Source organism: Pseudarthrobacter sulfonivorans (assembly GCF_014712225.1).
Taxonomy (GTDB): domain Bacteria; phylum Actinomycetota; class Actinomycetes; order Actinomycetales; family Micrococcaceae; genus Arthrobacter; species Arthrobacter sulfonivorans.
In genome coordinates, this window is the sequence record NZ_JACXBW010000016.1 from 35063 (window position 1) to 47789 (window position 12727).

A 12727-nucleotide genomic window follows, 5' to 3' on the forward strand; every position below is an offset into this window, starting at 1 on the left:
GTCAACGGCCCGGGTACACAACGGCCTTGAGCTGGCCGGCCTGCTTGCCCGCTTTCAGGGCCTCCTCAGACTCGGCGAGCGCAAACCGGCCGGTCACCAGGATGTCGAGGTCCACCTTGCCGTCGGCGATCAGCTGGATGGCCAGCGGCCAGGTGTTGGTGTACCGGAAGACGCCGGACAGCCAGATCTCCCGGTTCTGGATGAACGACACGGGGAGTTCCACATCGTCCGCCCCGAGCCCCACCAGGATCACACGGCCCGCAGGCCCCACGGCTTTAATCCCGGAACGGACGGCCTGCGGGGCGCCGGACGCGTCGATGAACGCATCGACGTCGAGCCCTTCCACACTGTCCGTTTTCGCGTTCAGGGCGTGCGTTGCCCCGTGCTGGAGGGCGAAGTCCAGCCGGTCTTCGGCGATGTCCGTGATGTAGATTTCCGTGGCACCGAAGGCCCGGGCGGCCTGGGCCGCGATGATGCCGATGGGCCCGGCGCCGGCGATCAGGACCCGGCTGCCGGGCTTGATTTCGGCGCGCTCACAGGCCCAAAGACCCACGGAGAGCGGCTCGATGAGGGCGGCCGCCTCGTCGCTGACGCTGTCCGGGATGTCGTAGGCGAAGTCAGACTGGATGGTCACGTACTCGGCGAAGGCGCCGTCGATCGGCGGGGTGGCGTAGAACTCGATGTCCGGGCAGAGGTTGTAGCGCCCGGCTTTGCACTGCTTGCACTTGCGGCAGGGGCGCTGGGGTTCGACGGCGACCCGGTTGCCGATGCGGGCGGGGTCCACGGCGCTTCCGACGGCGGCGATCCGGCCGGAGAGTTCGTGGCCGAGGATCAGCGGGTGGTCCACCACGTAGGGGCCGATCCGGCCGTGCTCGTAGTAGTGCACGTCGCTGCCGCAGACGCCGACGGCCGCGACCTGCACCAGGACCTGGTCGGCGTCGAGCTGCGGGAGGGGCAGGGTTTCCATGGCCATGTCCCCCTGGCTCTTGAGGATGTTGGCGCGCATGGTGGCGGGGAGCTCGGGGCTGGCAGCGGGGGCATGGGTGGTCGAGGTGGTCATGGGAGTACTCCTTCTACGAATTCGAAAGTCGGGGTGCCAGCTATTTCACGGCGCCGAGGGAGAGACCCTGGACAAGCTTGTCCTGGGCGGCGAACCCGGCGAACAGCACCGGCAGGGAGATGACGACGGCGGCGGCGCAGACCTTCGCGAGGAAGAGGCCCTGGCCGGAGACGAAGCCGGTGAGGAAGACGGGTGCGGTTCCTGCCACCACCCCGGTGAGGACCCGGGCCAGGAGCAGTTCGTTCCAGCTGAAGATGAAGCAGATCAGGGCGGTTGCGGCGATTCCGGGCATGGCCACGGGGGCGATGATCTTGCGGAGCGTCAGCAGCAGGCCTGCGCCGTCAATCTGGGCGGCTTCGAGCATTTCCTCCGGCACTTCGGCGAGGAAGGACCGCATCATCCAGACGGCGATGGGCAGGTTCATGGACGTGTACATCAGGATCAGGAACCAGATGTTGTCCAGGGCGCCGACGGTCCTCGCGAAGAGGTAGAGCGGCAGGATCGCCGCCACCACCGGCATCATCTTGGTGGAGAGGAAGAAGAACATCACGTCCGTCCACTTCTTCACGGGCCGGATGGACAGCGCGTAGGCCGCCGGGATCGCGAGGACCAGGACAAGGACCGTGGACAGGATCGACGCGGTGGCGGAGTTGATCAGCGACGGCCAGGGGCTGACGCCGGACGTTTGCCCGAAGAACTCCCGGTACGCGTCAAGGGTGAGGTTCGCGGCGATGGACGGCGGGTTGGTGGCGGCGTCGGTTTCGGAGTGGAAGGACGTCAGGATCATCCACAGGACCGGCGCGACGAAAAGCAGTGCCAGTAGCCATGCTGCCAGGCCGGCGGCGGTGTTGTTGCGGGTGGGATCCATGCGGGACTTGCCGCGTTTGCGGGTGCCGGTGTTCAAGGCGGTGGGGCCAGCGGACGTATTGCGGGGTGCGGCCGGGGTGAGCGTGCTCATCGTGCTGCCTCTTTCTTGAAGAGCGAAAAGACGGTGCGGAGGGCGAAGGTGGCCACGATGATGGTGCCGATGACCACCACGACGCCGGCTGCGGAGGCCAGGCCGTATTCGTTGGCGAAGTAGAACGTCTGGTAAATGGCGTAGGGCAGGTTGGCTGTGCCCAGTCCGCCCGCAGTGAGGGTGAAGACGGCGTCGAAGTTCTGCACGATGTAGATCGCTCCGAGGAGGCCGCCGAGCTCCAGGTACTGGCGCAGGTGCGGCAGCGTGAGGTGCCGGAAGATGGCCCAGGGTGTGGCGCCGTCCATCTGCGCTGCTTCGACGGTGTCCATGGGACGTGACTGCAGGCCCGCGAGCAGGATGAGCATCATGAAGGGGGTCCACTGCCAGACCAAGGACACGATGACGGCCATCATCGGCGCCTGGGACAGCAGGTCCAGCTGGGGCGCCGTGGCGCTGCCGAAGAGTGACCACACCCAGGTCAGGATGCCGTTGATCAGCCCATAGGTGGGGTTGAGGAGGGCATGCTTCCAGATGAGGGCGGCAGCCACGGGCACCACCAGGAACGGTGCGATCAGCAGGGTCCGGGCCAGTCCGCGGCCGATGAACTTCTTGTCCAGCAGCAGGGCCAAACCCAGGCCGACGAGCAGGCTAATCAGGACCACGGAGACGGTGAGGAGGATGGTGGTGAAGATCGCCTGCCGCAGATCCGGGTCCGTGAGGACCGTTGCGTAGTTCTCGAGGCCGGCGAAGGCGGTCTTGTCAGGGCTCAGGCTGTTCCAGTTCAGGAACGAGATGATCAGTGTCACCACGAACGGAAGCTGGGTGACAACAATAAGGAAGATCAGGGCCGGAAGCAGCGGTGCGCGCCGGGCCCAGGCCAGGGCGCGTTCGCGCGACCGGGCGTTTCGTGTTGGTTTGGCTGCGTGGTGTCCCGGGCGGGAGATGCGCGCCGTTGCGGTAGTCATGATGTCCTCCTGCGGTTCGGTTGTTGCTACTTGTACTTATTGCCGATTTTTTGGGCGGCTTCCTGGCCCTTGGCCAGCGCATCCGCCACGGAGCCCTGGCCAGCGATGGCCGAGCTCACACCCTGGGAGACGTTGGTGCCCAGGGCCGCGAACTCGGGAATGCCGACAAACTGGATGCCGACGGCGGGACGTGGCTGCGCGCCGGGGTTTTTCGGGTCAGCGTTCTCAATGGCGAAGCGTTCGGCCTCGAAGAACGGCGCCGCCTTCTGGAATTCCGCATTCTCATAGGTGGAGATGCGCTTGCCGGAGGGGACCTTCGCCCAGCCGAGCTTTGAGGCCACGAGTGCCTCGTACTCCTTCGAGCTGGCCCAGGAGATGAATTTCCCGGCGGCATCCTGCTTCTTTGATGCCGCCTGCATCGCCCAGGACCAGGTCCACAGCCAGCCGGAGGACTTGGTTTCCTTGACCGGCGCCTGGGCGTAGCCGATCTTCCCCTTCACCGGTGACGAGTCAGCTTCCAGGGCGCCTGCGGCCGAGGTGGCGTCGTACCACATGGCCACTTTGCTCTGGCTCAGGTTGTTCAGGCACTCGGTGAAGCCTGCCTGCGCGGCGCCTGCTTCGCCGTGCTCGCGGACCAGCTTGGTGTAGAACTCCACAGCTGCGGTGAATTCGGGGCTGTTGACCTGTGCGTTCCAGTCCTTGTCGAACCAGGTGCCGCCGAAGGTGTTCACCACGGTAGTCAGCGGGGCGAAGACCTGGCCCCAGCCCGGCTGGCCGCGCAGGCAGATGCCCTTCATCCCCGGAGCCGCCCCGTCCACCTTGGCAGCGATGTCCGCGACCTCATCCCAGGTGGGCTTCGACGGCATGGTCAGGCCCTTCGAGTCCAGGATGTCTTTCCGGTACATGAGGAAGGACGATTCGCCGTAAAACGGTTCGCCGTACAGCTTGCCGTCCGCGCCGGTGAGGGAAGCGGTGTAGGCGGGCAGGATATCTTTTTGGTCAAACTTCGCGTCGCTGGCCACATTGTCCAGCGGTGCGAGCCAGCCGTTGGCGGAGTAGAACGGGATCTCGTAGTTGGACAGCGAGGCGACGTCGTACTGGCCGGCCTGGCTGGAGAACTCCTGGCTGATCTTCGCCCGGACGTCGTTCTCCGGAAGGATGGTGTAGTTGACCCGGATGCCGGTCTCCTTGGTGAAGTTATCAGCGGTGAGCCGCTGAAGGTCCTCCATCTGGGGGTTGTTCACCATCAGGACATTGATGCTTTTCGGGTCTCCGGCTGAATTACCGCCGCCGGCACCTGCACAGGCCGTGGCACTCAGTGCGACGCACAAAGCGCCGGCGGCGAGGGTTGCAGCACGCATTTTTGGGCGCATTAAGGACTCCTTTGTTCTAAGGGGGGTGCACAGCCTGCTCGCGTCGACTGCTTTATCGACGTACCGGGCTGCAGGGGCCGGTCATCGGGGTTTCGATGTGCCGGGCTGGTCTTCCTCAACTGTAGGTGTGTGGGGTAGGGCACAACTAGCGCCGTGCATGCTCATTTCTGATACAAATTTTCCCTACCGGACGGCGGGCGGCAGGCGCTACTGTGGGAAGGCGCCCCACGGTGCTGTCCATTTTTCATAACCGCGGATGCCTGGAGTACGAGCATGAGCACGGCAGTTCCCACCGACGGAGCAACAGCCAGGCTGGCCGAGAGGCTGCTGGGAATGCGCGCCAACAGGGAAGTCATCCCGCCCGACCCGGACCATTCGGTCCGGTGGCACGAGCATGACTACCCCACAGCGGCAGCCCGCTGGAACTACCACCCCGAGTACGAGATCCACCTGATCCGGAAGGGCACCGGCAAGTTCATCGTGGGAGACCACATCGGCACCTTCGAGGCCGGGCACGTGTCCCTGGTGGGATCAGGACTGCCCCACGACTGGGTCAGCGACCTGGAGCCCGGCGAGGTCATTGAGGGCAGGGATGCCCTGATCCAGTTCGATGGAAAGTGGGTGGAGCAGACCGCGGAACTTGTTCCGGAACTGGCCGAGGTCAAGCCCCTGCTGGAACAGTCCGCGCGCGGGATCGAGTTCCTGGGGCGTACGGCCGAGGCCGCGGCGGCGGCCATCGAAGCCATGGGGGTGTCCACCGGGCTGGCGCGGCTGCACCACCTCCTGGAACTGTTCGCGGTGCTTTCGCGTGCACCGCAGGAGGAGCGGCGCTACCTGGCGGAAGAATGGTTCAGGCCCCAGCTGGATGGCCAGGCCGCGGCCGTGGTGGATATCGTCCTTGAGTATGTCTTCAGCAACCATGCCGGCAGTGTGAAGATGTCCGAGGCGGCCGCCCTGGTGGGCATGCCCGAACCGACATTTTCGAAATACTTCAAACGTGCCACCGGGCAGAATTTCAGCGACCTGGTCCGCAAGCTTCGGCTCGCCCATGCCCGGCGCCTGCTGGAGCACAGCGACAAAGCCATCGCGGACATTTGCTATGAAGTCGGGTTCTCCAACTTGTCCAACTTCAACAGGCACTTTCTGAACGACGCCGGCGAAACGCCGCGGCAGTACCGGCAACGGACGCAGGACTGACCGGGGCCGCCGTCGGACCCCCGCGGGCAGTGCAGGTGAGGTCGACGACGGCGGGCCTCCCGCCGTCGTCCGTTGCAGCAGTTGCAGTTGCAGTTGCAGTTGCAGTTGCAGTTATACCGCTCCGGCGCCCAGCTCCCGATTGACGGCGGGCATGATTTCGGTGGCGAGCAGCTCGATGGAGCGGGCGGTTTCCGCGAACGGCAGGCCGCCGAGGCCGATCTGCGCCATGTAGCGGCTGTTGCCCAGGGTCTGGTGGATTTGGAGGAGTTTTTCGATGATTTGCTGCGGGCTTCCCACCAGCAGTCCGCCGCCCGGATCGCTCCAGTCTTCGAACGTGGAGCGAGGGAAATGGTCCACGTTGCGTGGCATGTTCTGCTCGAAGTATGCCCGGTAGTGGGGGTAGAAGGTGTCGCGCGCCTGCTGGGATGTGGCGGCAGCGTAGAAGTGGCCGCCCACCCCGACCGGCAGGGCTGCGGCGTCGTGGCCTGCTTCGTCGGCGCTCTGCCGGTACAGCTCGGCCAGGCGGCGGAAGCGCTCCGGGCCGGAGAGCAGGGCTATGGACAGCGGGAGTCCGAGCCTGCCGGCCCGGGCGAAGCTGGCCGGGGTACCGCCCACACCCACCCATACGGGCAGCTTTTCCTGCAGGGGCCGGGGCGCGATGTCCATGCCGGGAATGCTTTGGGTGAGGCTTCCCTTCCAGTTCAGGACGGCGTTGTCGCGGAGTTCGAGGAGCATGCGCAGCTTCTCGTCGAACAGTCCGTCGTAGTCGGCGGTGTCGTGGCCGAACAGCGGGTAGGACTCGATGAAGGCGCCGCGGCCGGCGATGATCTCGGCACGGCCGTCGGAGATGAGGTCCAGGGTGGCGAACTGTTCGAAGAGCCGCACGGGGTCCTGCGTGGACAGCACGGTCACCGCCGTGCTGAGCCGGAGATTGGTGGTTTCCCGGGCGATGGCCGCCAGCACAATTTCCGGAGCCGAGAGGGCGAAGTCGTGCCGGTGGTGCTCCCCCAGGCCGAGGAAGCCGAGGCCTGCCTGGTCCGCCAGCTTCGCAAGCTCAATCAGCTCCTTCAGCCGCTGATGCGGTGAGAGGGCGCTGCCGGTGTCGCTGCGGGTTAGTTCGCCGAAAGTAAAGATGCCAAAGTCCATAATTGCTTGAACATTCAAGTTCGGGGATTCATTCCCAGGGCAGGGGATTCATTCCCAAGGCAAGCGGACGACGGCGGGAGGCGTCGCCGTCGTCCGCTTCACCGCAGCGATTACCCGCTGAACGGGACCTTCTCCCAGGTCAGGACCTCGCCGTCCTTTGAGCTGTTCGGAGCGACACTGAACTTCACGTAGTTGGTGGCGTTCGCCGATCCGTCCACGGTGATGCGCTGCAACTGGTCCGCGGCGGCGTCCTGACCATAGACGGCCAACCAAGGTGAGCCGGCGGCGAGCGGCCGGTTTTCGGCGTAGACATGGCTGTCACCGTTGATGAGGTAGACCGGGCCGTCGAAGCGGTTGGTCTCGTCGATGACGGCCTGGACAATTTCGCGGAACCCGGAGACTGTTTCCGGGTTGGCCTGGGCGGCGTCGAGCAGCGTCGGATCGAACATGTCAGCTTGCGTCATCAGGACCACGGCACGGTCGTTGCGGCGGGCGGCGTCGCTGAAGGTGGCGCGGATCTGCTCCAGGTCGGCCGCCGTTCGGTGCCCCACCTCGGCCAACTGCCTTGGTGTGGCAGCCGTCTCGCCTAGGCCGGTCCACGGCTGCAGGGAGTTGTTGCTGCCCTGGACGTTCACCACGGAGAATGCCACGCGGTTCTGCGTGAAGCGGACGTTCTCGGGAAGGCCCAGGCGTTCCTGGCTCTTGACGGACATGGTCTCGCCGAGCGTCTTCCCTGGTTGGTTGAAGAAGACTTCGCGCAGCTTGTCAAGCCGCTCGAGCGGGTTGTACGCGCCGTTGTTGGTGCGGTGGCAGTCCACCCATTCGTTGTCGCCGGGGGTGAAGACCAGCGGGTGCTCGAAGCTATCGAACTCGGTGCGGACGTGCTGGAAGTATTCGTCGGAACAGACGGATGACCCGTTCTTGATGTCTCCAACGTGCGCGACGAACTTCAGGTCGGTGTCGGCGTTGATGTCCTGGATGCGTGCAGGGAACTTGGCGATTTCAGCGGCGCCGTACGGGATGTCACCGATGACCCCGAAGCTGAACGCCTTGCCATTCGAGGGGACACTGGCGGTAGAAGGAACAGCAGGCGCGGCGGCGAGTCCGGTCACGGAACTAAGTGCCACCAAGGCGGTGACGGCGCTTCTTACGAACACAGGGGTACTCCTCGGTCCAGTCAATGGCTGCTCAGGTGGCCGGGGAATCCCCTGGTGCTGCGCTGAGCGGGTGCGTTAAGAGACTTCATGATGACGACGAACGTCGCGGGCCCACACGGTGTCCGGGCCATGAACAGGAGCTGTCGTGGTGGCCTGCGCCCCGCGAAGCCAGGTGGAGCCGGGAACAAAGCGCATGGCCGACGCCGTTGGCATAGCTAACGGCGGGCCCGCATCGACCGGGCAGCACTTTACGGGGAGGAACCACATGGTCAAGGCTGTTTGGAACGGAAAAGTCGTTGCCGAGTCTGAAGAGACGGTGGTGGTGGAAGGCAACCACTATTTCCCGCGCGACGCCGTCAACGCCGGCTACCTCAGGGACAGCGAGCTGTATTCCGTCTGCCCGTGGAAGGGCCAGGCCAGCTACCACACCCTTGAAGTGGACGGGAAGCTGAACGTCGATGCCGCCTGGTACTACCCGCAGACCACAACGCAGGCGAAGCCAATCGAGGGCCGCATCGCCTTCTGGCGCGGCGTAACCATCGGAGGAATAGCGTCGCACAAAGCAAGCCGACGACGGCGGGAGGCGCCAGCGTCGTCCGCGTCGTCGGAGCACCCGGGAGCTTGCTGAGGGCGTCAGCGTCGGGCATTATGCTGATCTGACCATCAATGGAGATGGCTTGGCGGCACAAGGGGGAACTATTGGGATCGGATTCTGGCGACGACGGTCTCCCGAGGCTTAGGCGTTCGCCCAGCGGGCGCGTTCCGCAGTGGGCGATTGACGAGGCACTGGGCAAGTTGCAGGCTCCTGATCCCTGGCGGGGTCCCCCGGTTTCACAGATGTCAGCACGGAGGACAGCCAAGCGAAAGATCCGCGGGGGAAGGCGGAGAAAGCGGTCCGCCACGATTCTGGGCATCGCTTTGGTAGCGGGGCTCTACTTCACGCCGGCTCTCTTCGATCGGTACGTCCTGCCCGCAGCCATGCCGTACCTGCCGGGCGCCAAAGTACCGCCACCTGGTTTTGAGGCAGCGGCCGCTCCGCTCGGACTCCCGCCGGCGTCCAGCGGATCCACGGCTTACGTCCTGCAGCAGTCACCGGATCCCGGTCAGCGTTTTGTTGCCTACGACCCCTGCCGCCCCGTGCACTACGTGGTCCGCCCTGACAATGCGCCGCAGGGAACCGAGCGGCTTATCGAACAGGCGGTGTCCTTGGTCTCCGCCGCCTCCGGGCTGCAGTTTGTCTATGACGGGACCACTGCCGAAGCGCCGTCGAAAACGCGCGCAACATACCAGCCTGACCGCTACGGCAGGCAGTGGGCGCCGGTGCTCATTGCGTGGTCCACGCCGGAGGAATCGCCCGACCTGGCCGGGAAGGTTGCTGGAACCGGCGGGAGTGCCTATGCCCATATCCCGGGCGAACCGTACGTTTTTGTCGCCGGCCAGGTGACGCTTGACGCACCGGGGCTCGCGGAAATCCTCGCCCGTTCCGACGGCTCGCTACTGGTCCGTGCCATCATCATGCACGAGCTGGCGCATGTCCTGGGGCTGGATCACGTGGACGACCCTACGCAACTGATGCATGAAGAGAACAGCGGGCAGTTCGACTTTGGCGCCGGCGACCGGGCCGGGCTGGCCCTCCTGGGATCCGGGGCGTGCGTCCCGCGGCTGTGACCGTCAGGCGAGGGCGTGGAGGAACCGTTCCAGGCCGTCTTCGCCCAGGGATACCCCGGTGTGGACGAAGTCCGGGTGACTGACCCGGTGTCCGACCGGGTGACCGCGCGGTGATCCTTCCTTCGATTCTTCCTGTGGGTTGAGTTGGTGGGGCCAGTGGGGTGGTTCCCAGTCCTGGTGTTCGCTCTTGTACCGCCTTCCCGAGGGTGAGATCCAGCCGGGTGGTTCGTTTTTGGTGGCCGGGGTGGGGGTCCAGGGGCTGGCGTGTCTGAGCTTGTGGTGGGCCGGGCAGGCCTGGCCGAGGTTGCTGATGCCGGTGGTGCCGCCCTTGTGCCAGGCGAGGAGGTGGTCCGCTTCGTTGTCCAGTGAGTTGTTGGAACAGCCCGGGAAGGAACACTTGCCGTCCCGCAGCCGCAGCCACTGCCGCATCGCCTTGGTCAGCCGGTAACTGGTCCGGCCGATCTCCAGCGGCGCCCCGTCCCGCGGATCGACCAGGACGCGGTAGAACGAGTCGGCCCCGGTCGCCACGAGGTCCCGGGCCATCGACGCCGGGATCGGCCCGTAGCCATCCAACATCGCTGGCTCATCCGTGGCGCCGAGCAGCGAAAACACCGGGACCGTCACCAGGACCTGGGCCCGCGGCGGCGGGACCTGCCCCGGATGTTGTGCCGGGTTCATGTTGTCGCCGTCCTCGGCGCCAGGTCCGCTGGTCCCGCTTGTCCCGCCGGTTCCGCTGCTCAGGAGGGCGGCGGCGAGGACGTCGGCACGGAGCTGGGTGAGGGTCCGGGGCTCCTCGGGGCCCTGCAAACCCCGGGCGATCGCGGTGGTCCGGTTCCAGATCGCTACCGCCTCGTCCCCCGGGAGGTAAGCCGTGAGCCAGGCCATCCCGTCCCGGTCCGGCGCGTACTCCACCCGCCGGTCCAGGACACCCTTCGCGTGGCGATTCTCGATGCTCTCGGCGTGGTGGCGTTCGCGCCACGTCCTGGCCTTGTGCCGGAACCGGGAGGCCGGCATTTCCCCGGCAGGACAGCCCCGGGCCGCGTCCGGTGCGTCCTGGTCCAGGAAGTGGGCCTCCAGCGCGGCCGCCCCGGCCCGGTCCAGGGTGGCGGCTTCTTCCACCATGACCCGGGCGTGCTGCCACGAAATGGTGCCCGCCTGCAGCGCGGCCAAGGTCAGCGGCAAAGCAGTGGTCAGCACGTGAGACTGGTTCAGCAAAGCCCCCGCTGCGCGCGGCCCGATGGCCAGGACACACCCGACCTCGGCAGTCACCGCCATCTCCTGCGCCTGCACCGGCGCGTCCGGCGACGAGACAGCTTCGGCCGTTCTGGCGAACGTCACCGCGGCCCGGGCCTTCACGCCCGCGAAGCCGGCCTCCCCTCTCCGGACCCCGGCAAGGATATCCAGGCACCCATCACCCAGGCCGCCCAACGGATCAGCAACCGAGAACGGCTCAGAACCACACCCGTCCGCCTCGGCGTTGAGCACAGCAAGAGCGGCATCGATGTCCTCAAACGCCTTCGCCACCGCCGCTTTTCCCATACACCCATCATGGCAAGGGGGTCTGACAATCAAGCGAGAACGCAGCGGAAGCTGACGACAGCGGGACTTCCCGCCGTCGTCCATCTTTCGCACGTGCCGCGCGGCTGCCGCACAACTGCCGCACAGCTGCCGCCGTGGGGCTAGCGTGGAGGCATGACGGAAAGCTTTCGGTACGAGGTCGAGATCCTGCATCTGCTGGTGTCCCCCGCGCATGCCTACTTCGGCCGAGCACGCGAAGGGGCGGCGGATGTCCCCACCACGGATGCGGAAACTGTCGAACTGGTGGCGGGCAAGGGAATCGTCGGTGACCGGTTTTTCGGCAAGGCCGCGCACATGGATGCCGCCGTTACCCTGATTTCGATCGAGGCTCTCGAAGCGATGGCGGCGGAGCTGGGCACCCCACCGTTTGACCCGCTGCTGACCCGCCGCAACGTTGTCCTCCGGGGCGCTCAGCTAGCACCGCTGATTGGCGGGAACTTTGTGCTGGAATCGCGCGGACAGGAGGTGGGGCTTAAGGCCGGCCGGCCCGCGAACCCTTGCACGTGGATGGACCAGATGCTCGCACCCGGCGCCCACAAAGCGATGCGGGGACGCGGGGGCGTGCGCTGCCAGCCGCTCACGGACGGGTTCCTGCACCGCGGCCCGGCTGTACTGGTCAGCCCCGTCCCGCTGAATCCGGAACGCGCGGGCGAGGCCTCAATGTTACGGGCGTCAAGGCTGCCCTAGTACGGTTCGCGAGGCCGGTCAGACGTGCTGATCGACCAGTACCGGGTTCCCGTCCGGGTCCACCACGATGAAGCTTCCCGGCCCGGATGAGGTTTCATCGGCCTCGGACACGAACTCGGCGCCCTGGGACTTGAGTTCCCGCTGGATGCGGCGCACATCGGTAAAGGAGTCGACCGCTTCGGCGTTCTGGTTCCAGCCCGGGTTGAACGTGAGCATGTTCTTCTCAAACATGCCTTGGAAGAGGCCGATCACCGTCTCGCCGTTCTTCAAAATCAGCCAGTTTTGGGTGATGTCGCCACCGAAGCTGGTGAAGCCGAGTTTCTCGTAGAACGCTGCTGACGCTGCAATGTCCTTGACTGTGAGGCTGATTGAAAAGGCGCCGAGCTCCATGGGTCACTCCACTCTCAAAGGGGACGAATGCTCCGATGATACCTACATCAGCGCCACGGATCCCCGGCCGCCTTGGCGTACTGCTTCCAGGCGTATCCCCAGGGGATAACAGCGATGACGACAATGATGAAGGAGCAACTGAACAACACTGAATCTATTCCGGCGTTTGCAGTTCCGGAGGCCAGGTAGGGGACGGCAACAGCCGCCATCCAGATCAGTTTCCAAATCACCTCGAAAAGCAGGATCGGGAGCAGCTTCACGGGGTACCTGAGTCCGAGGAAAACCAAGAGCGACATCGCGGTCAGGATGCTGGTGACCACCCCGTCCATCACCGGGTGGGACCCGAGGTCCAGAAGAAGCGGCCACTTCACAATGGCGAGCCCCACTCCCATGAAGGCGTAACCGAACCGCATGACGTTCAGGCGGCGGATCGAAAGCCCCGAGTCGGCAGGGGCAGTCCGGACGGTGGAGCCGGCAATCTGGGCAGTGGTCACGTCGTTCTCCTCGATGTGGCGGTAATGTTCGGGCGCACTTCGAATCTAGGTCTG

The 12727-nt window shown here is 65.5% G+C and carries 13 protein-coding genes; 4 read left to right on the forward strand and 9 right to left on the reverse strand.

All coding sequences use genetic code 11. The features are described from left to right. Position 1 precedes the first annotated feature (1 nt). The 4 genes from IAQ70_RS18070 to IAQ70_RS18085 are packed head-to-tail and all read right to left on the reverse strand — an operon-like array spanning position 2 to position 4356. Positions 2-1060 (reverse strand): NAD(P)-dependent alcohol dehydrogenase, encoded by a 1059-nt coding sequence (locus tag IAQ70_RS18070; protein WP_190990807.1) that lies wholly within the window; start codon positions 1058-1060, stop codon positions 2-4. A 40-nt stretch (positions 1061-1100) separates the two neighbouring features. Then, entirely contained in the window at positions 1101-2018 is a 918-nt protein-coding gene (locus IAQ70_RS18075; protein ID WP_190990809.1) for a carbohydrate ABC transporter permease, read from the reverse strand. Then, positions 2015-2983, reverse strand: coding sequence for a carbohydrate ABC transporter permease (locus IAQ70_RS18080; RefSeq protein ID WP_190990811.1), 969 nt, complete (start codon positions 2981-2983; stop codon positions 2015-2017). Before IAQ70_RS18080 ends, IAQ70_RS18075 begins: the two co-directional genes overlap by 4 nt. Before the next feature lie 26 nt (positions 2984-3009). Then, positions 3010-4356, reverse strand: a complete 1347-nt coding sequence (locus IAQ70_RS18085) for an ABC transporter substrate-binding protein (protein ID WP_190990813.1) — start codon at positions 4354-4356, stop codon at positions 3010-3012. A gap of 273 nt (positions 4357-4629) precedes the next feature. Here IAQ70_RS18085 and IAQ70_RS18090 point away from each other — a divergent pair, with 273 nt between their 5' ends. Then, positions 4630-5553 (forward strand): AraC family transcriptional regulator, encoded by a 924-nt coding sequence (locus IAQ70_RS18090; protein ID WP_190990815.1) that lies wholly within the window; start codon positions 4630-4632, stop codon positions 5551-5553. A 111-nt stretch (positions 5554-5664) separates the two neighbouring features. Here the strand turns inward: IAQ70_RS18090 and IAQ70_RS18095 are convergent, their stop codons facing one another. After that, complete coding sequence (locus tag IAQ70_RS18095; RefSeq protein WP_190990817.1) at positions 5665-6699, reverse strand: LLM class flavin-dependent oxidoreductase; 1035 nt, start codon at positions 6697-6699, stop codon at positions 5665-5667. 110 nt (positions 6700-6809) lie between these two features. After that, positions 6810-7856, reverse strand: coding sequence for a metallophosphoesterase (locus IAQ70_RS18100; RefSeq protein ID WP_190990819.1), 1047 nt, complete (start codon positions 7854-7856; stop codon positions 6810-6812). A 265-nt stretch (positions 7857-8121) separates the two neighbouring features. On the opposite strand from IAQ70_RS18100, the gene IAQ70_RS18105 reads away from it, so the two are divergent. Further along, positions 8122-8484 (forward strand): DUF427 domain-containing protein, encoded by a 363-nt coding sequence (locus IAQ70_RS18105; protein WP_190990821.1) that lies wholly within the window; start codon positions 8122-8124, stop codon positions 8482-8484. 209 nt (positions 8485-8693) lie between these two features. Then, positions 8694-9524 carry a matrixin family metalloprotease gene (locus tag IAQ70_RS18110; protein WP_223860302.1) on the forward strand — a complete coding sequence of 277 codons (831 nt, stop codon included), beginning with the start codon at positions 8694-8696 and terminating at the stop codon, positions 9522-9524. 3 nt (positions 9525-9527) lie between these two features. Here the strand turns inward: IAQ70_RS18110 and IAQ70_RS18115 are convergent, their stop codons facing one another. Then, positions 9528-11063, reverse strand: a complete 1536-nt coding sequence (locus IAQ70_RS18115) for an HNH endonuclease signature motif containing protein (protein WP_190990825.1) — start codon at positions 11061-11063, stop codon at positions 9528-9530. A 153-nt stretch (positions 11064-11216) separates the two neighbouring features. On the opposite strand from IAQ70_RS18115, the gene IAQ70_RS18120 reads away from it, so the two are divergent. Further along, on the forward strand, positions 11217-11789 hold the full coding sequence (locus IAQ70_RS18120) for an MOSC domain-containing protein (protein WP_190990827.1): 573 nt from the start codon (positions 11217-11219) through the stop codon (positions 11787-11789). Positions 11790-11807: 18 nt separating this feature from the next. On the opposite strand, the gene IAQ70_RS18125 is transcribed toward IAQ70_RS18120, so the two are convergent. Continuing rightward, a complete protein-coding gene (locus tag IAQ70_RS18125) occupies positions 11808-12179 on the reverse strand; it encodes a VOC family protein (protein WP_190990829.1) in 372 nt (123 codons plus the stop codon). Positions 12180-12226: 47 nt separating this feature from the next. Then, a complete protein-coding gene (locus tag IAQ70_RS18130; protein ID WP_190990830.1) occupies positions 12227-12673 on the reverse strand; it encodes a hypothetical protein in 447 nt (148 codons plus the stop codon). Positions 12674-12727 lie beyond the last annotated feature (54 nt).

Coding starts and splice junctions, on each gene's coding strand:
- IAQ70_RS18070 (WP_190990807.1), bottom strand. CDS start 1,060: ATGACCACCTCGACCACCCATGCCCCCGCTGCCAGCCCCGAGCTCCCC.
- IAQ70_RS18075 (WP_190990809.1), bottom strand. CDS start 2,018: ATGAGCACGCTCACCCCGGCCGCACCCCGCAATACGTCCGCTGGCCCC.
- IAQ70_RS18080 (WP_190990811.1), bottom strand. CDS start 2,983: ATGACTACCGCAACGGCGCGCATCTCCCGCCCGGGACACCACGCAGCC.
- IAQ70_RS18085 (WP_190990813.1), bottom strand. CDS start 4,356: ATGCGCCCAAAAATGCGTGCTGCAACCCTCGCCGCCGGCGCTTTGTGC.
- IAQ70_RS18090 (WP_190990815.1), top strand. CDS start 4,630: ATGAGCACGGCAGTTCCCACCGACGGAGCAACAGCCAGGCTGGCCGAG.
- IAQ70_RS18095 (WP_190990817.1), bottom strand. CDS start 6,699: ATGGACTTTGGCATCTTTACTTTCGGCGAACTAACCCGCAGCGACACC.
- IAQ70_RS18105 (WP_190990821.1), top strand. CDS start 8,122: ATGGTCAAGGCTGTTTGGAACGGAAAAGTCGTTGCCGAGTCTGAAGAG.
- IAQ70_RS18110 (WP_223860302.1), top strand. CDS start 8,694: ATGTCAGCACGGAGGACAGCCAAGCGAAAGATCCGCGGGGGAAGGCGG.
- IAQ70_RS18115 (WP_190990825.1), bottom strand. CDS start 11,063: ATGGGAAAAGCGGCGGTGGCGAAGGCGTTTGAGGACATCGATGCCGCT.
- IAQ70_RS18120 (WP_190990827.1), top strand. CDS start 11,217: ATGACGGAAAGCTTTCGGTACGAGGTCGAGATCCTGCATCTGCTGGTG.
- IAQ70_RS18125 (WP_190990829.1), bottom strand. CDS start 12,179: ATGGAGCTCGGCGCCTTTTCAATCAGCCTCACAGTCAAGGACATTGCA.